Annotated in this window: 17 protein-coding genes; 8 read left to right on the top strand and 9 right to left on the bottom strand. The window is 45.4% G+C overall.

Annotation, left to right across the window (positions count from 1 at the left end):
- Positions 1-129: 129 nt before the first annotated feature.
- From QUA33_RS07425 to QUA33_RS07440, 4 genes are all read right to left on the bottom strand, one after another.
- Positions 130-1050, bottom strand: coding sequence for a vitamin K epoxide reductase family protein (locus tag QUA33_RS07425; RefSeq protein WP_333147717.1), 921 nt, complete (start codon positions 1048-1050; stop codon positions 130-132).
- 70 nt (positions 1051-1120) lie between these two features.
- The gene (locus QUA33_RS07430; protein WP_333147719.1) at positions 1121-3109 is read right to left on the bottom strand and encodes a heavy metal translocating P-type ATPase; all 1989 of its coding nucleotides are present in this window, start codon (positions 3107-3109) and stop codon (positions 1121-1123) included.
- Positions 3110-3325: 216 nt separating this feature from the next.
- Complete coding sequence (locus tag QUA33_RS07435) at positions 3326-3760, bottom strand: VOC family protein (protein ID WP_333147721.1); 435 nt, start codon at positions 3758-3760, stop codon at positions 3326-3328.
- A gap of 247 nt (positions 3761-4007) precedes the next feature.
- Positions 4008-4517 (bottom strand): TIGR02652 family protein, encoded by a 510-nt coding sequence (locus tag QUA33_RS07440; RefSeq protein WP_006631343.1) that lies wholly within the window; start codon positions 4515-4517, stop codon positions 4008-4010.
- Between the two features lie 106 nt (positions 4518-4623).
- On the opposite strand from QUA33_RS07440, the gene QUA33_RS07445 reads away from it, so the two are divergent.
- Both QUA33_RS07445 and QUA33_RS07450 read left to right on the top strand, forming a co-directional pair.
- The gene (locus QUA33_RS07445) at positions 4624-5169 is read left to right on the top strand and encodes a gamma carbonic anhydrase family protein (protein ID WP_333147724.1); all 546 of its coding nucleotides are present in this window, start codon (positions 4624-4626) and stop codon (positions 5167-5169) included.
- 41 nt (positions 5170-5210) lie between these two features.
- On the top strand, positions 5211-5816 hold the full coding sequence (locus QUA33_RS07450) for a Uma2 family endonuclease (RefSeq protein ID WP_333147726.1): 606 nt from the start codon (positions 5211-5213) through the stop codon (positions 5814-5816).
- Positions 5817-5883: 67 nt separating this feature from the next.
- Here QUA33_RS07450 and QUA33_RS07455 read toward each other — a convergent pair whose 3' ends face one another.
- Both QUA33_RS07455 and QUA33_RS07460 read right to left on the bottom strand, forming a co-directional pair.
- Positions 5884-6207 carry a type II toxin-antitoxin system RelE/ParE family toxin gene (locus tag QUA33_RS07455; RefSeq protein ID WP_333043944.1) on the bottom strand — a complete coding sequence of 108 codons (324 nt, stop codon included), beginning with the start codon at positions 6205-6207 and terminating at the stop codon, positions 5884-5886.
- Positions 6208-6209: 2 nt separating this feature from the next.
- Positions 6210-6494 carry a type II toxin-antitoxin system Phd/YefM family antitoxin gene (locus tag QUA33_RS07460; RefSeq protein ID WP_172187146.1) on the bottom strand — a complete coding sequence of 95 codons (285 nt, stop codon included), beginning with the start codon at positions 6492-6494 and terminating at the stop codon, positions 6210-6212.
- Between the two features lie 215 nt (positions 6495-6709).
- On the opposite strand from QUA33_RS07460, the gene QUA33_RS07465 reads away from it, so the two are divergent.
- Positions 6710-9187, top strand: coding sequence for a GH116 family glycosyl hydrolase (locus QUA33_RS07465; RefSeq protein WP_333147728.1), 2478 nt, complete (start codon positions 6710-6712; stop codon positions 9185-9187).
- Between the two features lie 329 nt (positions 9188-9516).
- Complete coding sequence (locus tag QUA33_RS07470) at positions 9517-10944, top strand: protein adenylyltransferase SelO family protein (RefSeq protein ID WP_333147730.1); 1428 nt, start codon at positions 9517-9519, stop codon at positions 10942-10944.
- 108 nt (positions 10945-11052) lie between these two features.
- Here QUA33_RS07470 and QUA33_RS07475 read toward each other — a convergent pair whose 3' ends face one another.
- Together QUA33_RS07475 and QUA33_RS07480 are read right to left on the bottom strand one after the other, a co-directional pair.
- On the bottom strand, positions 11053-13242 hold the full coding sequence (locus QUA33_RS07475; RefSeq protein WP_445243222.1) for a tetratricopeptide repeat protein: 2190 nt from the start codon (positions 13240-13242) through the stop codon (positions 11053-11055).
- Positions 13243-13427: 185 nt separating this feature from the next.
- Positions 13428-15626 (bottom strand): tetratricopeptide repeat protein, encoded by a 2199-nt coding sequence (locus QUA33_RS07480; protein ID WP_333147734.1) that lies wholly within the window; start codon positions 15624-15626, stop codon positions 13428-13430.
- A 372-nt stretch (positions 15627-15998) separates the two neighbouring features.
- Between QUA33_RS07480 and QUA33_RS07485 the strand changes: the two genes are divergently transcribed.
- Together QUA33_RS07485 and mnmE are read left to right on the top strand one after the other, a co-directional pair.
- A complete protein-coding gene (locus tag QUA33_RS07485; RefSeq protein WP_333096677.1) occupies positions 15999-16196 on the top strand; it encodes a hypothetical protein in 198 nt (65 codons plus the stop codon).
- Positions 16197-16258: 62 nt separating this feature from the next.
- Positions 16259-17644 carry a tRNA uridine-5-carboxymethylaminomethyl(34) synthesis GTPase MnmE gene (mnmE, locus tag QUA33_RS07490; protein ID WP_333147736.1) on the top strand — a complete coding sequence of 462 codons (1386 nt, stop codon included), beginning with the start codon at positions 16259-16261 and terminating at the stop codon, positions 17642-17644.
- 198 nt (positions 17645-17842) lie between these two features.
- Here the strand turns inward: mnmE and QUA33_RS07495 are convergent, their stop codons facing one another.
- Positions 17843-19381, bottom strand: a complete 1539-nt coding sequence (locus QUA33_RS07495; protein WP_333147738.1) for a SagB/ThcOx family dehydrogenase — start codon at positions 19379-19381, stop codon at positions 17843-17845.
- A gap of 227 nt (positions 19382-19608) precedes the next feature.
- Between QUA33_RS07495 and QUA33_RS07500 the strand changes: the two genes are divergently transcribed.
- Both QUA33_RS07500 and QUA33_RS07505 read left to right on the top strand, forming a co-directional pair.
- Positions 19609-20130 carry a pentapeptide repeat-containing protein gene (locus QUA33_RS07500; protein WP_333147740.1) on the top strand — a complete coding sequence of 174 codons (522 nt, stop codon included), beginning with the start codon at positions 19609-19611 and terminating at the stop codon, positions 20128-20130.
- Between the two features lie 206 nt (positions 20131-20336).
- Positions 20337-20669, top strand: coding sequence for a hypothetical protein (locus QUA33_RS07505; protein WP_333147742.1), 333 nt, complete (start codon positions 20337-20339; stop codon positions 20667-20669).
- Positions 20670-20698: the final 29 nt, after the last annotated feature.

The following is a 20698-nucleotide window of genomic DNA, read 5'->3' on the forward strand; positions in this document are numbered from 1 at the left end:
CGGAATGTCATCAGTTTGATCGAAATCCGGCAAAGTTGCAATAAATATGAAATTGTGTATTTTTTCATACCTTAAACCGAGATGCGTGCGATCGACTATGATTAGGTCGATCGCCAAAAATCACTCTTGTCAACGTTCCTGATTTGAGAGGTTTCTAAATTCGCGAGTTCCCTGATAACCTGATAAATCAGCTAACTCCTGCAAAGATTTTTGCCCTGAGTAAAACTTACCATTGATTTCCCAAGTAGGAGTACCCTGAATCTTGGCAGCTTCGCAAAGATCGCGACGAGCATTTTTCCCTTGCGGATTGCACTCGATATAATTGATAATGCGAGCCGCTTCTTTGCCAAAACTTTCCTTCTGCATCTGACAGTGATCGCAGGTAAAAGAACCGTACATTTTAGCTCCCACTTTTTTTAAATGTTGGGCTAAAGCAATTTCGGAAGTACCAGAGGCTGTTGTGGTATTGATACTTGTTTCCTTAGCTGTACCGAGATTATTAACATCGGCATAAAGAGCCAGAGAGGAAATCAGGACTAACATAGACACCAGAATCCCTATAAAAAATAGTTGCCCGATATCATCCCATTCGCGACCGATTAATGCTAAGACAAACAAGCTAGTTGCAAACAAAGCAGACGCAATACAGTAAATACAAGCTGCTTTAATATCAACAGCCAGTACATACATCAAATAGCCGCTGAAAATTGTCATAGCTGTGCTACCAGCAAACAGAAATAGTCCCGTCCAAGACTCTAACTTAGAGCGGAGACTCTTCTGTTCTGCGGGATTAACAAGTAGGGGAGCTACGGCAAAAACTATCATGCTCAAATAGCCCAAAAAACCGAACAAAGAAAGAGGGAAACCAAAGACATAGGCATAGGGACTCGAAAGCACGATATCGCAGCCTTCGATCGGACAAACTGTCGTCCCGTTGGATAACTTGACCACTGTTAGATAAGCAGTAGTCGCAGCCCCTATTGAGGCAATTCCTGCCGTAATGGGACGAGAATAGCGGTGAATCCAGGGCTGATAACGTTGACGACGCATAGTATTTTTGACCTCAAAATGTATGTCTCAATTGTGGGGTAAGGTGGGCAAGGCTCGCCCTGCGAATACTCTATTTCAAAACTCTAGTCGCATTGAAAATAGCTGCTAAAGCCACCCCAACATCGGCAAAAACTGCTTCCCACATTGTCGCTAACCCAAAAGCACCCAAAGCAATAAATATGCCTTTGACTAACATGGCAAAAATGATATTTTGCCAAACAATATTGTGAGTTTTCCGGGCAATTTGGATGGCTTCAGCCACCTTTGACGGTGCATCTGACATAATTACAACATCGGCAGTTTCGATCGCCGCATCGGAGCCCAAACCCCCCATCGCTATGCCCACATCAGCTCTAGCAAGCACGGGTGCATCATTAATTCCGTCCCCGACAAAGACAATTTTATCGCCTTTTTTAGATTGACCGATCAATTTTTCGATTGCCTCGACTTTTCCTTCTGGTAATAACTCAGCTAAATAGGAATCTAAACCGAGCTTTTTCGCAACACTATCGGCTACAGCTTGATTATCTCCTGTGAGCATCACGATTCGCTCAACACCAAGTTTCTTGAGGTCGCGAATAGCCTGTACTGCGTCTTCCTTCAGCTCGTCAGCAATCAAAATATACCCAGCATAGCGGTTGTCTACCGCTAAATGCACGATCGTACCTTCAGCATTGCAGACATCGTGAGCAATGTTTTCTCGGTGCAGTAAACGGTCATTTCCCGCCAGCACAATTTGATTATTTAATTTTGCTCGGATGCCATGTCCCGCTATTTCTTCGTAATCTTTCACATCCGATGAATCTACTTTTCCGCCGTAAGCTTCCAGAATAGATTTCGCGACTGGGTGATTGGATTGAGATTCTACTTTAGCCGCTATTTCCATTAACTCTGTTTGGGAAAAACCATTCTGAGGCACAATTTGTGCTACTTGAAAAACTCCTTTTGTCAGAGTTCCTGTTTTGTCCAACACAACTGTCTTGACTGCTGTCAGGGTATCTAGAAAAGTCGAGCCTTTAACCAAAATACCGCGCTTGGCTGCACCGCCAATTCCCCCAAAGTATCCCAGAGGAATGCTAATTACCAATCCGCAAGGACAGGAAATCACTAACAAGACAAGGGCGCGGTAAACCCATAAAAAGCGATCGGCATTAGTTGCTCCTGAAATGAACAAAGGCGGAATTAAAGCCACTGCTAGCGATGCAAATACGACAAAAGGCGTGTAATAACTGGCAAATTTGGTGATAAATTTCTCAGTTTCAGCTTTTTTGCTTCTGGCATTTTCTACTAATTCCAGAATTCGGGAGATTGAAGATTCGCCGAAGAGTTTGGTAACTTTGACAGTGAGAACTCCTGTCTGGTTAATTGTTCCTGCTAAAACTGTTTCTCCAACTTTCACCGTTCGAGGTACTGATTCTCCCGTGAGTGCAGATGTGTCAATCTGAGAGTTGCCTCCGATAATTTCACCGTCTAAAGGAATTTTTTCTCCCGGTTTGACAAGGATGATATCGCCGACGGCTACGGTTTCTGGCGAAACTTTTTTGATGTCGCCATTTGTCTTGAGGTTGGCGCTGTCTGGGCGAATTTCTAAAAGCGATTTGATCGATTGACGCGATCGCCCGATCGCAAATTCTTGAAAAAGTTCTCCGATTTTGAAAAACAACATCACCCCGACTGCTTCAGGGAGTTTGTGAATAGCGACAGCGCCGAGTGTTGCTATAGTCATTAAAAAATTTTCATCAAAAAATCGACCTCGCAGAATGTTGCGACCCGCATAGGTTAAAACGTTCCATCCGCTTAAAAGATAGGCTGGGATGAAAACCAGATATTCACCTATAGAATAGGGCGTGTTGTGGAGTTGTTCTTCAAAAATTAAACCGCCGACAAATAGTACAACAACCAATATCACAGGAATCAATTCTTGATTGAGGTTGAAATCTCCGTTCCCGTGGTCGTGGTTGTGGTCGTGGCCGTGGCCGTCGTGGTTATGATTATGACTGTGTTCGTGGTGGTGGTCGTGACTACAGCAGCCGGAATCGCTCGACTTGGCTTTTTGCATGGTTTTTCGTGGGTTTTGCTTACATCTGATCGTATGAATAGATATTCATATTATAGGGTCAAAAATAAAATCTACTAGATTTTGAGTTAAAAATCTAGTAGATTTTATAAAAATATTGTTAAGTTGGTAAGAAACGTTATGAGGGATTAAGAGTAATAACTATTCTAAGTTTCCGATTGAGAAAGACAATGATTATCCATAGTCGTTAGTAATTAACTAATTAAGCCGCCGGATAAATTCTAAAGGCAAACCATCAGTATCGGCAATAAAAGCTACTTCGTAAACATTTTGCCCGATCGCCTGTTGAGTCGGTTCTAATAAAACTTTCAAAGATTGAAACTGGTTTGGTTGGTCTTTAGCAGCTTCCTCAAACCGCTCTTTAACAGACTGCAACCAACTAGGCAAGTCAGTTGTCGCTTCAGTTAAATCAAAAGATAAATGATAATATCCAACATAATGCTCGTCTCCGAAAGCATCCGGTGCGGGTTTTGGTTCCGGGATTTGAATGAGTTCGATGCGTCCGTTAAGACCTTCCATCCAACAGGCTAGGGTGTAACCTGTGGTAAAGCGATCGCTAACAGTAAATCCCAACTGTTCGTAAAAGGCGATCGCCCGGTGAATGTTAGCAGTGCGAATCGAGGCGTGGTGCATTCGATTTTAGATTTTAGATTTTAGATTTTAGATTTTAGAAGGGAAGTAGGAATTCCGGCTTGGGATTTTAGATTTTAGAGGGTAAATTCGTAATTGGGAATTATAAACGGTCGCAGCATCTTTAGCGCGAAAGCAATAGAGCCTTCTTCCCTCTTCCCTCTTCCCTCTTCCTTCTTCCGATGGACATCCGTTACATCCGTTACATCCGTTACATCCGTTACAGAATCCGTTGCCGAACTTCCTTCACTTATTCAAACAACCGAAAATAGGGATATCTAATCGGAACTCCCGGCTCTTTTTCCAAATCAAAATTAATCACTTCCCAACAAGGGTCCTCTTGGGGATCGGGGCTAAAATCTACAGGCAAACCGTACAGCCTCGGCCGCGGCGATTCGGACTGGCCGCGCCAAGGCGTGCTGCGTTCCAAATAAGCGCTGATTAAGTCGCGATAGCGTTGGGCAACGATCACGCGAGTTGCTCGGTAGCCTTGAGTATAGAGTCGATCGAGCGCTTCGTGAATTTCAAACCGAATCCCGTCCGGGTGGGTGTGCTGGCGATACCATTCATTCTCCCAGCGGCGCCAGTGCCGCCCAGACTGAAGGTGAACCAGTTCCCCCGTTTTTGGATCTGCCTCAAATGCCCCGTGACGCGGACACAAATAGGTATCCGTTAGCGTTAGAGCCGGAATTGTTTGGCGACAGTGGGGACACTGAATTTCCGGGCCAAACATCGGGTATTGCAAGGCAACTTCAATCATTTATTTGCGTCCCAGCATATTTTCTCTGCAAAAGTCCCAAATACTTTTATTATATCCCGTATCAACAACCAGCTAATCTGCTAGAAGTATAACGATCGACCAACTAATGAGCAATCTCAACGAATCTCAGTCTGCACTTCCTTCCTATTGGCCAAGGCCAGATCTGTCCCAAGCGGCTTTTGTCGCTGAAGGCGCTGTAGTCATCGGCAGGGTAGAGGTGGCTGCGGGCGCTAGTATCTGGTACGGGGCGGTGGTGCGGGCGGATGTAGAGCGAATTGCGATCGGCTCAACTACTAATATCCAAGATGGAGCAATTCTGCACGGCGATCCGGGAAAACCGACTGTTTTGGAAGATTTCGTGACAGTCGGACACCGAGCGGTGATTCACTCAGCTTACATTGAACGGGGCTGCCTGATCGGGATTGGGGCGATCGTCCTGGATGGAGTGAGGGTGGGAACAGGCTCTATCGTCGGTGCAGGGGCTGTTGTCACCAAAGACGTTCCCCCTCACACGCTAGTTGCGGGAGTGCCTGCCAAACGCCTCCGGGATGTCTCTGAGGAAGAAGCTGCGGAGTTGGTGGAACACGCTAAGCGTTACGAAAAGTTGGCTCTGGTTCACGCGGGGAAAGGAACTGATTTGGGATTTGGTTAGTTGATACAATAAGATTTTTAGCAAAAAACTATTAGTTTCCAATGGCTTACACCGCGCCAAAAATCTTAACTTTTGAAACATTCCTCGATCGATATTGTGACAACTTCCGCTACGAGCTCGCTGACGGAGAATTAGTTGACAGGTCACCCACAAGCCCACACGAAACCGTCAGCGGTAAACTGGCAACTCAAATCGGCATAGCCATCGCAGCCGAAAAACTACCTTGGTTCATTCCCCGCACTTGTTTGATCCGTCCATTTTCTGATGCAGCTACTGCCCGCCGTCCCGATATTGTCGTGTTAGATGAAACCGCCCTTGTCAGCGAACCTCTCTGGGAAAGAGAACCTGTGATTACGCTGGGACGATCTATTAAATTGGTGGTAGAAGTCGTCAGCACTAACTGGGAAACAGATTACGCCAGAAAAGTTGAAGAATATGCTATTTTAGGGATTCCAGAATATTGGATCGTTGATTATCGCGGATTGGGGGGTGTGGCTTTTATCGGTAAACCAAAACAACCTACTATCACCGTTTGCCAACTAATTGACCAAGATTACACTCAGCAACAATTTCGCCTTGGTCAACCGATTATTTCTCCTCTGTTAAAAAGCTTGCAACTTCGCTTAGATGATATTCTTCCCCGATAAAGTGGGGTGTCAAACTAGATATAGGAATTAAGCACGGGGAGTCAGGGTTTCGACACTTCGACGGAGTTTATTCGGATTCATCTATCATCGGTTTTTGGGCAGCGTGTCGCACAAAAATAATCTGAACTCTATCATCAACAATCGTAAACAGAATCCGATAGGCATTTCGTCCCTTGCCGTAAACAAGTTGTCGTATTTCTTCTTCAAAAAAACTATTCTCAAACGCGAAGGAACAACGAGAAGGCATATTTTCTAGCGATAAGATAGCTTTGTACAAGCCTTCTAACCAATTTCTAGCCTTCTGAGAAGAATGATTACTCAACCAAAAATAAGATTCCTCGATCGCTTTTTGCGCTGCGGGTTGGATAATGACTTGATATTTCTGATTCATCGCTAACTGTCTAGCTTATCAAACAGTTGATTGAAAAAATCCTCCGCTTTTTGCCCTTCCCCTCGATCCATTTGTGCCAAACCCAGTTTAATTCCCTTTAAAGTCTCTAATAACTCAACTGCATCTAAAAGTTTCTGATAGGATTCAGCATCCTGAATAACTAACTCTGCTTTCCCGTTGACAGTTAGAACTAAAGGATGTTTTGTTTGTTTGAGCCGCTGCACAAACTCAGTCGTATTACGTTTAAAATCGGTGAGAGAATGTATGTCTCTTGAAAGGTTAATCATAATGATAACATGAAATTAGCATCTAATTAAATGTTAAACGATACCTGCGGAGTTTGTCAATCTAAGCTTAGGTGATATTCTGCCCCGATAAAGTGCCTTGCTGCAATCTAAAATCTAAAATCTAAATCAGAAACTGGGTTTTTTGTGTAAGTCCTATATATACTATTAAAGCTGTGCCGGAATCGCACCGATCGCCCTTGCCACTAACACCTATCATGAACGATCGCACATCTACTCCAAACATCCCCCCGCACGCCTGGAAACGCCCGATCGGCCTCGGTTGGGATAATCCCTATACAGTCCGCTACGCAAGCAATCTAGACGACGGGCCCTGGCACGGAATGCCTTTGGGCGGGTTCGGTGCCGGCTGCATCGGGCGATCGCCCCGCGGCGACTTCAACCTCTGGCACATTGACGGCGGCGAGCACATTTTTCGCAGTTTGCCCGCTTGTCAGTTCAGCGTTTTTGAAGAAACTCAAGGTAAAAAACAAGCTTTTGCACTCTCCACTGAACCGCCTACCGATGGCAGTTTATCTAGTTGGAAATGGTATCCAAAAGAAGGAAGTTCGGCAACGGATTATGTAACGGATGCAACGGATGGAATTCTGAAGGCAGACGGAAGAAGGGAAGAGAAGGAAAAATTTCAATCTTCTGGGACTTATCATGCTTTGTATCCGCGCAGTTGGTTTGTTTACGAAAATGTGTTTGAGGCTAAATTAACCTGCGAGCAATTTTCGCCAATTTTGCCGAACAATTATCAGGAAAGCAGTTACCCAGTTGCCATGTTTGAATGGGTGGCGCACAATCCTACAGATGCGCCGATTACTCTCAGTATCATGCTGACTTGGGAGAATATTGTCGGTTGGTTTACTAATGCCAATAAGTCGCCGAAAGTGATGGTGCGAGATGATGGCAGTCCATTTTATGATTATCAATCCCGCTGGGGAGAAAGTGCGGGAAATTTGAATTTGTTGGTGGAAGATTTTCACCGGATCGGTTGCGTGATGACGCGGTTGACTGCTGAGGACGAACCGCAAGAGGGGGATGGACAGTGGGCGATCGCAACTATTACTAATCCGGCGGTAGAAGTATTCTATCAAACTCGCTGGAACCCGGCGGGGAATGGCGAAGATATTTGGCGCAACTTTTCTGCTGAAGGTTTCTTGTTGGATGACAAAGACGAGACAGCCGCAGCCGCAGGAGAACAGTTGGCTTGTGCGATCGCAGTTCGCTTTACTCTTCGACCTGGAAAAACGCGCAAAATCCCCTTTATTATAGCTTGGGATTTGCCCGTTACTGAGTTTGCATCGGGAGTTTGGTACTACCGCCGCTATACAGATTTCTTCGGCCGCAACGGCAAAAATGCTTGGCCGATTATTCGCACTGCAATGAAGCATTCCGATACTTGGCGCGAAAATATTGAAGCTTGGCAAAAACCTATTTTAGAACGGAAAGATTTGTCAGATAGTTTTAAAATGGCTTTGTTTAACGAGTTATACGCCCTCACAGATGGCGGTACTCTGTGGAGTGCGGCTGACGAACGCGACCCCAAGGGTCAATTTGCGGTTTTGGAATGCATTGATTATCGCTGGTACGAAAGTTTGGACGTGCGGCTTTACGGTTCTTTTGCTTTGTTGATGCTGTGGCCTGATTTGGAAAAGTCGGTAGTTTTAGCGTTCGCTAGGGCAATTTCAGCCGGAGACGATACGCCGAGAATTATTGGCTGGAATCAAGCTTCGGCTATTAGAAAAGCTGTCGGTGCGACGCCACACGATTTGGGTGCTCCTAACGAACATCCTTGGGAGAAAACCAATTATACTAGCTATCAAGATTGCAATTTGTGGAAGGATTTACCGTGCGATTTTGTGTTGCAGGTTTATCGGGATTTCCTGTTGACTGGCGGCACAGATTGTGAGTTTCTGCAAGAGTGTTGGCCGGCAATTGTTGAGGCTTTGGCTTATCTGAAAACTTTTGATGAGGATGGGGACGGAATTCCAGAGAATTCTGGAGCACCCGATCAGACGTTTGATGATTGGCAAATGCGGGGGATAAGTGCGTATTGCGGCGGTTTGTGGTTGGCGGCGCTGGAGGCTGCGATCGCGATCGGCGAAATCTTGGAAGAGGCAGCACCGCAGATAATTCCTAATCCCAAATCAAAGATAGCATTATATCACAGTTGGCTGCTACAAGCAAGACCGAGCTATCAAGAAAAACTGTGGAACGGTCAATATTACCGTTTGGACAGCGAGAGTAATTCCGAAGTGGTGATGGCTGACCAACTGTGCGGTCAATTTTACGCGAAACTGTTAGGATTGCCGGATATTGTACCGCAGGAATGTGCAGTCAGCGCTTTAGAAACTGTGTACGATTCTTGCTTTTTGAAGTTCAACGATGGCGAGTTCGGTGCGGCAAATGGCGTGATGCTGAATGGTTCGCCGGAAAATCCGAATGCGACTCATCCTTTGGAAGTTTGGACTGGGATTAATTTTGGGCTGGCGGCTTTTTTGGTACAGATGGGGATGGAGGATAAAGCGTTTAAATTGACGGATGCAGTGGTGAAGCAGATTTATGAAAATGGCTTGCAGTTTCGCACGCCGGAAGCGATTACGGCGGGGGGGACTTTTCGGGCGAGTCACTATTTGCGGGCGATGGCAATTTGGGCAATTTACGGGGTGTTGACGAATTTTAAATAGGGAAAAAGGTATATTAGCTGGTGCATTCCACTAAACTTTTTAAAGTTTAATCCTTCCACCCAATTTTTAGCAAGGAAAACGGTTAATTTACCTATCAATAAAATTGACCGTAAAATTTTTTCGCGTTCGAGGAAGACATTAATGTTTCATTCTCAAATGTTAGCACAGCTAAAGTTTGAGCATGAAACAGCCGTGGGATGCGATGGAGAACGAACTCGGCTATAAATGAGGGAGACAAAGGGTATGAGGCAATTGTTGACACCAATGCAGTCCGCACCTTACCCGTATATAATTTGGAGCGATCGCCAATTTCAAGATAAAATAGAAAAATGTCAAATCCTTTGCTTTCCCTCAACTACGAACCCGCCCTCGAATCCCTCGGTGGCGACTATTTTGATGAAGTCCCTGCCGCCGATTTTCCGCAGCATATTCTCCGCTTCCGCAACGACAAATTATTGCCGACATTGGGTTTAGACCCCGCACAAGTAACCGACCAACATTTCATCGAAGCGTTCGGCAAATTTCATTGTGTCCGTCCCTTTCTCGCACTCCGTTACCACGGCTATCAATTCAACGAATACAACCCGAATTTAGGTGACGGTAGAGGCTTTTTGTACGGCCAAGTTCGCGGCACTGACAGCAGACTTTACGACTTCGGCACTAAAGGTTCCGGCCGCACGCCCTACTCGCGGCACGCTGATGGTAGACTCACTCTCAAAGGGGGAATTCGCGAAGTTTTAGCCGCCGAAGCTTTGCACCGGTTGGGAGTTCGGACATCTCGCTGTTTTAGTTTAGTTGAAACGGGCGAGGCTTTGTGGCGGGGCGACGAACCATCTCCGACGCGATCGTCCGTAATGGTGCGTTTCAGTCATTCTCACATTCGGTTTGGAACTTTTGAAAGATTGCACTATATCCGCCGCCCGGATTTAACTAAAAAACTTTTAGATTTTGTTATTGAATATTACTATCCAGAACTGCATTTAGAAGCAAGTAAAGCGGGTGTTTCGCCGCCGGAAAAGTATGCGCTATTTTATGCAAATTTAGTCAAGCGAGTAGCTGAATTAGTTGCTCAGTGGATGGCGGCAGGATTTTGTCACGCAGTGCTGAATACTGATAATATGTCGATTACTGGAGAAAGTTTCGATTACGGGCCTTTCGCTTTTATCCCAACTTACAAGCCGGAATTTACAGCAGCTTATTTCGACCATTACGGTCTTTATTGTTACGGCAATCAACCGTTTATTTGTAAGGGGAATTTAGAGAAGCTCCAGCAACCGCTAGCAGCCGCGATTCCTCAAGCTGATATGGATGCTGCTTTGGAAAAGTTTGGCGAGTATTATAATTCAGCTTACCGGCAGTTGATGCTAAATAGATTGGGATTTGATGATTTGCCAGAGGCGGAGGGAGATGAGTTGTTGAAGGTGACCATTAAAATGCTGGCGGAGTCTCAAGTAGCCTATCACGATTTCTTTTGGGAATTGCGAAGACAGTTCGATCGCACTTGGCGAGATGATGCTAGTCAAATTTTTGCTGAGGCGGAACCGGCGGACTTGATAGCACCTTGGCGGCAGTTTTATTATCACGTTTTGCAAAGTTTGTCGGCGGATGATATGGACAAAATGGCGGACAGGTTGCGGAAGCACAATCCCGAACAATCGCTGTTGAGACCGACGATTGAAGCTGTTTGGGAAGCCATAGCTATTGAGGATAATTGGGAACCGTTTTATGAATTGGTGAAGAGACTTCAAAATTCTTAAAGGGAATTGGGCATGGGGCATTGTTGACTGTTAACTGTTAACTGTTAACTGTTAACTGTTGACTGTTGACTGATGACTAACAACTAACAACTAACAACTAACAACTGACTACTTGAGCTTTTCAATCTCAAATTGTGCATCTTTGTAACCGCCGGTAAGTCCTTGATCTAAAAACATTTTGCCGGCTTTTTCTAAATCGCTAATTGCTCCTGCTTTGTCTCCCAAGGAGCGGCGAACTATGCCTCTACCGTAGTAAGCAGCAGCATAATTCGGACTGATCCGAATAGCTTGCACGTAATCGGCGATCGCACTATTGTAATTCTTTAACTCCTGATAAATCTTAGCCCGATTGGCGTAAGCTTCAGCATTGTTGGGATTGAACCCTATTGCTGCTGTAAAATCTGCGATCGCCCCCTGGGCGTCACCCCCTGCGCTGCGAGCTAAAGCACGATTGTTATAAGCATTATAATCATTCGGATTCACTTTCAGCGCTTGAGTGCAATCGGCAATTGCTTTTGGATAATCCTTCAAATTTAAATAAGCAATACAGCGATTGTTGTAAGGAACCCCATCCTCATCGCTCAGCGAAATTGCCTGAGTGCAATCGTCAATTGCCGCTTGATGCGCTCCCAAATTCAACTGCGTACTGCAACGATTAGCGTAAGCATCTGCACTCTTCGGATCGATCGCAATTACCTGAGAATAATCCGCCAAAGATCCCTGATAATCTCCTAGGTGAAAGCGAGCTCTCCCCCGACTGTAAAAAGCATCAACATTCTTAGCATCAAGTTTAATTGCCTCAGTATAATCTCCAATCCCGCCCTGCAAATCGCCGCTCCCAGCGCGAGCCAACCCCCGCGAATGATAAGCTTTACCAAGGTTCGGCTGCAACCGAATTACTTCTGTAAAATCCTGAATAGCCATCTTGTAGTCTTGCAGTTCTAAATAAGTAACTCCTCTTTCATAATATGTATCAGCATCCTTGGGCTGGAGATTCAAAGCTTGAGTGTAATCCTCAATCGCCCCGCGCTTGTCGTTAAAATCGTGACGGGCTAGCCCGCGGTTAAAATAAGCAGGAACATATTTAGGATTGAGAGCGATAGCTTGAGAATAATCCGCAATTGCTTCTTGATATTTTTTTAAATCATAATTAGCATTACCGCGCTGGTAAAAACTTTCAGCATTTTTAGGATTCAATTGAATTGACTTATTAAAAGCCTGCAAAGCTGCCTCCGCATCTTTATTGCGAGACTTTTCTACTCCCTGTTCGTAATATTCCTTAGCTTTAATCGGATTCGGTCGGCTCCAATAACTAAATAGAAATATCAGAACTATTACCGCCCCTATACCCGCCAAAATCAGCAACCAAAATCGACTTCCCAAACGTGAATAAAAACGATCGGAAGACACTAAGCTGGGAGCAATACTTTTCTTGTGAGCCGTATTCACAGGCTCTTGGCGGTGTCTCAACTTGCTGAGAGCTACCAAAACTTCCTCGGCAGATTGATAGCGCTTGGCAAATTGGTGACAGACCATTTTGTCAATTATATTGGCTAATCCCACTGAACATTGAGATCGGTTTCGCCAAACAATTTCCCCCGTATGAGAAGGACTCGGATCTTGCAATTTTGGCAAATCCGTACCGGGTAAACCAGTGATAGCTTGGACTGCCATCATCCCGACTGCATAGAGGTCACTGCTAAATTGCGGGTTGCCTTGAAATTGTTCGATCGGCATATAAGCCGGAGTTCCCGTAGCAATGGTGCGCGGAAATTCTGTATCGTAGTCACTGACGTGACTTGCAACTTCTTTAACGGAGCCGAAGTCAATTAAAACTAATTTGCCGTCTGGTTTGCGGCGGATTAAGTTGGAGGGATTAACATCGCGGTGAATCACTCCCTGAGAGTGTACGAAGGCGAGAACTTGTAACACTTCTTGCAACAGATCCAGCACTCGTTCTTCTCGCCAAGGTTGACCGGCCACAATTTCCCTATTTAGGGCGTGTCCGGGTACAAACTCTTCGACGAGGTAGAACTGATTGGCTTCTTCAAAATAAGCTAGTAAAAATGGAATTTGATCGTGTTTTCCCAGCTTTTCTAATATTTCTGCTTCTTGTTTAAATAAGCGGTAAGCGGTTTTGAGAACTGTGGAAGTGTTGCTGGGAGGGCGCAGTTGTTTGACTACACATTGAGGGTGGCCCGGCCGGCGAGTATCGACAGCTAAATAAGTTTGTCCAAAAGCTCCTGAACTGAGAATTTGCACTACGCGATAACGCCTGTCTAAAAGTTGACCAACCATGTTCATATCGGGAATTGGGAATTGGTAACGGGGAGGTGGTAATGGGGAATTGGTAACAGGAAGTTGGTAAGGGGGAGTTGGTAACGGGGAGTTGGTAATTTGGTTTTCTTCCTTCTTCCTTCTTCCTTCTTCCTTCTTCCTTTTTTCTTCTTTTTTTAACATCTGACGGACTGACGACTAATAGCTTATTTAGGGTCGTTGATTTGTGCTTGTGCGTTTTGGAAACCATCGGCTCTTCCTTGTTCTAGAAAGAGGGTTGCAGCTTTCTGAAAATCCTCGATCGCCCCGGTACGGTCTTTTAGTTGGCGGCGGACGAGGCCTCGGCTGTAAAAAGCGCTAGCATTGTTGGGGTTGAGCCGCAGCGAGTGAGCGAAATCCTCAACCGCTAAGGGGTAATTTTTTAGTTCTGAGTAAATAGTACCGCGATTGCTGTAAGCTACTGCATCGCTGGGATTGAGCCGAATTGCTTGAGTAAAATCTTCTAAAGCTCCCTGCTTGTCTCCCGAAGCCGATCGAGCTAATCCTCGATTGCTGTAGGCTTTGGGATTGTTGCCGTTGAGTCCGATCGTCAAACTGCAATCTTCGCTGGCTTTTTGAAATTGTTTTAAATTCAGATAAGCAACGCAGCGGTTGTTGTAAGCTGCTTCATCTTTTGGATCGAGGCGAATTCCTTCGGTGCAATCTGCAATCGCTTTGTCGTAGGTGGCCAAATTCAAGTAAGCGCTGCACCGATTGGTATAAGCATCAGCGAGATCTGGTTGCAATTCGATCGCCTTAGTATAATCTTCCATCGCTCCTTGATAATCTGCCAGATTAAACCGCGATCGACCGCGACTGTAGTATACGCCAGCTTGTTTGGGACTAATTTGAAGGGCTTGAGTAAAATCTGCCATTGCTCCTGTTTTGTCGCCTGCAGCCGATCGAGCTAAACCCCGATTGCTGTAAGCTGTAGCATCGTTGGGACTGAGCCGAATTGCTTGAGTGTAGTCTTCAATTGCCTGGCGGTAGTCGCCCAAATCGTAGTAGGCTAAACCCCGCTGAGAGTATGCCTCACCGTCGCTGGGATTGAGTCGCACTACTTGGGTGAAATCTTCCACTGCCCCCCGCTTGTCCCCGATGTCGAGGCGCGCCATACCTCGATTGTAGAGAGCTTTGGTGTGGTTAGGATTGACTTTAATTGCTTGCGTGTAATCCTGTATTGCTTGCTCGGTTGCGCCCATGTCGTAGCGAGCGTTTGCCCGCTTGTAGTAAGTTTCCGCGTCGCTGGCATTCAGGGCGATCGCTTGAGTATAATCGGCGATCGCGCCTGTTGTGTCACCTTGCTGCGCCTTGGTAACGCCGCGGGCTAACAATTCTTTTGCCCTCGCGGGACTTTGACTCTGCCACAAGTAAATTATCAGTGCCGTGAGGATTAAAGCTGCCGCTGTGGCAACCAAAAGCAGCAGTTTGGTTTGGCTTTGTCTTCGCGGTTGACTCATAGCGTGCGTGATGATAGTGGCTGGCGGCGGCTCAACCTCCAATTTTACGGCGATTTGTTGGAGGTCTGCTAAAACTTCGGCGGCCTCCTGATAGCGTTCCTCGCAGTCGGGGCGCACCATTCTATCGATAATATCTGCTAGGGCAGGTGAACAAGTTGCCCGGTTTCGCCAGGGAATTTGGTTTTTGTTGCTTTTTAAGGCACTCAATTCGTTGGGTGAGAGTCCCGTCACGGCAAGCTGAGCTATCGTACCTAGAGCGTAAAGGTCGCTATTGTACCGGGGGTTGCCGTTCAATTGCTCGATCGGCACGTATAACTCCTGGGCCCCCAAATCCTGCTTTTTTGCCTCATGCCGTTTAACAGAATTCGGTGAAGTTTGCGACAACAAATGACAGTTAGCAAGTTCCGGGTTAATTTCTTTGTCTAAGCTAAAGTCTACCAATACAAATTTGCCGTCTGACTCGCGCCGAATCGCTCTGTCTGGTTGAATTCTGCGGTGAATGAAACCTTTCTCGTGTATGAACACCAAAATTTCTAATATTTCTGATAGCAGACCAATTACTTGGTCTTCATCCCAAGGTTGACCGGGTATTAGTTCTTGACTTAAAGGTAATCCGGCAATAAATTCTTCAATTAAGTATAAACTTTGATTTTCCTCAAAATACGCCAATAATTCGGGAATTTTGTCGTGTTTACCCAATTTTTCAATTATTTCTGCGTTTCTTTGAAATATAACTTTGACTAATTCTGGAGTTTGCGAACTTGTGCCGGGTAGCCGCATTTCTCTAACCGTGCATTGCGGATACCCGGGACGGTGAGTATCTGCTGCTAGATAAGTTTTTCCCACCTCACTTGAGTCTGTGACTTTAATGATGCGGTAACGTCTGTCTAGAAGTTGACCAATCATGCTTTGCCCTCTACCCTGTCAATGTTCCATTATCGCATGAAATCAGAATAGCCAAAATATTTGGCTGAGTAATTTAAGTTCGATCGAGCCGTGACTCCCACCCAAAAACGGATAGTTGCTTTCCCACAGGAGTCGTTAGCCTCCCCAAATTTTAGACCAGAGTTGAATATCCCCGATTGATCTGTGGAGTCAATCTAAAATCTCAAATCTCAAATCTCAAATCGACTGACTGAGCAAACGGGTGATGGGAATGGCGAGCCAAGTCCAGCGGTGTAGCCACGCTCTTCTAATATCTTAGAAAAAAAATGCTGAAATTGTTTATCCTCTCAATGAAAACTGTATAATTTAACAACCGGGGCAGAGGTGGCTCAAATGAACGTACAACTGGTTGAATCGCTAATTCAAGTTATCCTGTGTCTCGAAGCCTGCGAGCAATTAGCGATCGCAGGAAAAAGATTAAAAAATCTACCTTGGCTTTTGACTCAGAAACTCGTGCAGCTTGGCCAAAAGGGCGGGAATTTAATTTTTTTGAATGACGAACCAGAAATTTATATCCTCGAATACCGATAAGCAATTGCCTGATACTCAAAAACAGGAGATTGAGAGAACTTTTAAATGTGTGAACAATAAAAATGTCTGAATCACTAACAAAAGGAGGAACGATCGCAGCGATCGCCACCGCCATAGTTCCCCAACAAGGCAGCGTCGGCATTGTGCGAGTTTCCGGTTCCGCAGCCTTAAAAATTGCCGAAACTCTGTTTTGCGCCCCAGGACGGCAAATTTGGGAGTCTCACCGCATTCTTTACGGCCACATCCGCCGCCCCAAAACTCAAGAATTAGTCGATGAAGCTTTGCTGCTAATCATGAAAGCACCGCGTTCTTTTACTCGCGAAGATGTGGTGGAATTTCACTGTCACGGCGGTATTATGGCCGTGCAGCAAGTCTTGCAGTTGTGTTTGGAAAATGGGGCGAGATTGGCGCAACCTGGAGAGTTTTCGCTGCGGGCTTTTTTGAACGGGAGGCTTGATTTAACTCAAGCTGAAAGTATCTCAGATTTGGTGGGAGCAAAATCGCCCGCTGCTGCACAAAGTGCTTTGGCTGGTTTGCAAGGAAAATTAGCGCAGCCAATTCGCAAATTGAGAGCAACTTGTTTGGATGTGCTGGCAGAAATTGAGGCGAGAATTGATTTTGAGGAAGATTTGCCGCCTTTAGATGAAGCTAAAACTTCTTTGGAAATAAATCATGTTTTGGAGGAATTGTCAACTATTTTGGCGACGGCAGATCGTGGAGAATTGTTGAGAACTGGTTTGAAAGTGGCGATTGTTGGGCGGCCGAATGTGGGAAAATCGAGTTTGTTGAATGCGTGGAGTAAGAGCGATCGGGCGATCGTCACGGATTTGCCAGGTACGACGCGGGATGTGGTAGAGTCGCAGCTAGTTGTGGGCGGCATTCCGGTGCAGGTGCTCGATACTGCCGGCATTCGAGAAACCGAAGACAAGGTAGAAAAAATTGGCGTTGAGCGATCGCGCGCAGCCGCAAAACAAGCCGATTTAGTGTTGTTGACAATTGACGCGGAATCTGGCTGGACAGAGGAAGATTTGGAAATTTACGAACAAGTAAAGCACCGCCAGCTAATTATAATTATCAACAAAATCGACCTAGTAAACACCATCCCTGAACTACCTTTTTCCTCTGAAACTCACCGCATAGTTACCGCAGCCGCCGCCCTAGATCGAGGCATAGAAGACTTAGAAACAGCAATTTTAGATGCAGTCAGCGGGGGAAATTTGCAAGCAGCCAACTCAGATTTAGCAATCAACCAGCGGCAAGCAGCGGCGTTAACTAAAGCTAAAATTTCTCTGGAACAATGTACAGAGACTATGAGCAACAAATTGCCTTTAGATTTCTGGACAATAGATTTGCGCGGTGCAATTCAAGCATTGGGGGAAGTTACGGGGGAAGAAGTGACAGAATCAGTATTGGACAGAATATTTAGCAGGTTTTGCATTGGCAAATAGCAATGGTAAAACTTACATAAAACCTCTCTATTGCAGGTTGACAAGGCTGACTTTAGCGCTATCACTTGAAAATGCAGGAGATTGAGTGACTCGCTTGTTTCATTTTTGGCAGATTGAGTGGTTCATACCGTAAATCAGCCAGCCCAATCCTTCAATCTAAAATCTAAAATCTAAAATCTAAAATCGAGTGACTCATTCTCACGATCGAGGTCTTCCCAGACTTGTAATATAAAGTACAGCCTCACCCGCAGGAATACCGAGAACGTCATTAACACGATCGTCAAAAAAGCCCGCGATACCGCTGACACCCAAACGCAGTTGCATAGCTGCTAAATTCAACCGCTGGCCCAAATGACCCGCGTCCATGTGCAAATAGCGGTAAACTCGATCGCCATATTTTGCTACAGCCCTGTTCAAATCCGCCGTGTGAAATAACAGCGCCCCTGCATCTCTGCCCAAGTCTTGCCCCAAACACAAAAAATGCAATTCCCGGCGGAAATTTTTAAACCGAATTTGCCGCAATTCTTGAGCTTTCGGAGCGTAATAATAACAGCCTTCTTCTAACCCATTCACTCCCGAAACAGCAATAAAAGTCTCGATCAAACTTAGATCGAAATAGTCGGGAGAACCGTCTAACCCTTGGTCGATATAGTGCTGGGGCTGGTAAGTAAAATCGAGCATAGCTAGCAGTTCCCCCAAACTCAAAGAAGCACCTGTATAAGCACGGGTAGAACGTCTTTTTAGCATAGTATTTTCTAAACTTTCCAGGTTCACTCCCCAAGGAATCGAAGGAGTCACCGTCGAAACTTTAGTACAAAATGGAAAGTTATATTTATCCTCTAATTCCCCTTCACTTTCATCAAGTTTCCAGCCGTCAGATCCGGTAGGGTCTGCTTCTAAATGCGTGGCTTTGTGGAGGTATTTTAACAGTTGACCGTCGGAAATTTTAGGGTAATCTGTGGTGGTGTTTCCGGGCAAAGCTGTTTTAAATTTAGGCAAGTTTTGGTCAATATCTAGCAAGTCGGCTAAAGCAACTACACAAATAGCTCCTTCTTGCTCCGAGTCAATGTACAGTAATTCATTGACAGCTTCGTCGGCGAATCCTCCAATTAGGTGAGGTCGGTAATCGTTGACGGCGCAAGCTAACTCGATATTGCTCAATAAATGACCGGTGTCTAGAAAAATTCGCCGATAAGCTCGGTCTTCGTAACGCCAAGAAGAACGGAAAAAAACAGTGGTAATGGCGATCGCCAATTGGGTACTTTCTAGCGCTGGCGACTGGAAACAAGCTGCTTGCAATGCCGGCCAAACTTGACTGTCCCAAAAATGAACAAGTGAATGAGTTCTGCACTGATAGTTGTACAGTCCGGCCGGCAACTGGGCAGTGCCGCGGGAAATTAAATAAACCTCTGCTGGGTAGAGTCCACCCGCCGACGGTGCAGATCGCAAATACAGGTAGCTGTCGTCTACCGTCTGCACTTTCGCCGTCAACCCGTAGCTGCACAGCAACAAGCTGGATAACCGATGCCACCAAGCGGCATCGGACTCGGCATCGGCATCCTCCGAGGGGTCTTTTAGATAAGGCTTGAGGTCAAAATACGCTCCAATTTTATATTCTTTGAAAGGCACAGGTTGCTCTGTCCAATCTAGCTGTTTGCTTTTGGCGGCAATGGTTTCAGGGTCGTATTTTGTCCGTTCGTGGTAGTGCTGAGCAATGGAGAGAGGATGTTCTGGCATATTTCAGTAGAGGATTGGCTTTGGTTTCTCGATCGATCTTGACATTACTAACCGCTTAGTGGTTGAGCAAGGCAGAAATTTACAAATATAAAAAAAATCTTAGAAAAAATGCGACTGTTGTTACACAAGCTTAACATAATAAGAGACATAAGTATAAATACGCAGAATAATAACCATTAATTACTGTTATGGATTGGCTGCAGTAGCTGTCGTCATGAGGAATGAAAATGCAAAAACTAAGCGCTGAGGAATTGCTTGCTCAGTATGCTGAGGGCGAGCGAAACTTTAACGCCGTTGACTTAAGTGAACATAACTTGTTTCAAGCAGATTTAACAGAAATAAATCTTTCTGGTAGCGTTCTGAGGCGAGCTTATTTGCCCTACGGGAATTTGACTCAAGCCAATCTTTATAAAACTGATTTGCAAGATGCTGAATTGGGCGATATTCAACTTTATCAAGCTAACTTGTCGGAAGCAACTTTATCAAGAGCCAACTTATCAAGAGCCAATTTGCGTCACGCCAATTTGCAAGGTGCTAATTTGCAGAAAGCCAATTTGCAAGGTGCGGATTTGTACAATGCAGATTTGACAAATGCCGATTTGAGATATGCGGATTTGAGCCGAGCTAATTTGGAGAAAGCAAAGTTAAGCAAAGCTCAATTAGCGGGCTGCAACTTATTTCGATCGCGCTTGGTTGATTTGTCGGAAGCGGAGTGCGATCGCACTACTATCGGGCCCGAAGGCTATTGATGATTTGCAGCCGCTAGTCTAGGGCCTAGGGCGATCGGCTTAATTAGTCGTGAAGCGTAGCTATCCCGTAGGGAATCGCCCTTTTTAAAATTTCTTAACATTTCTCGACACGGCGGAAAATGTGAGTTACAGTCGTAGAGAACTTATCGCTCCACAACATTGACAATAAATAACACATTTTTCCAGGGGAAAACAGGCTAAAATTTATGAATTCTCCCGACAAAAAAGCCAGAGAACTCCGGCACAAAGAACAAGAACTGCGGAAGCGAGAACAAGAACTTCGGCTCCGCGAACTAGAAGCCGAAATCGACCGCTCAGTGCCCGAACATCTAACAAGCAAGTACCAAGAACCCGACAGCCAAGCTAAGGGCAAACTCAAACAGTGGCGAAGAAAAATTATAGCAGCAGCTCAATTTACAGGCATTGTCATTGCTGTTGTTGTTGCAGTTCGCATAGCATCTTGGCTGGCCGCCGCCCTGATAGTAGGAGGCATTGCTTTGATAGCTTACAAAATGTTTATTGAAGAAGACAGAAGTTGAAAAGCCCAAGCCGGGAAATATTAGGAAAT

The sequence above is a fragment of the Microcoleus sp. Pol14D4 genome, assembly GCF_036701245.1.
Taxonomy (GTDB): domain Bacteria; phylum Cyanobacteriota; class Cyanobacteriia; order Cyanobacteriales; family Microcoleaceae; genus Microcoleus.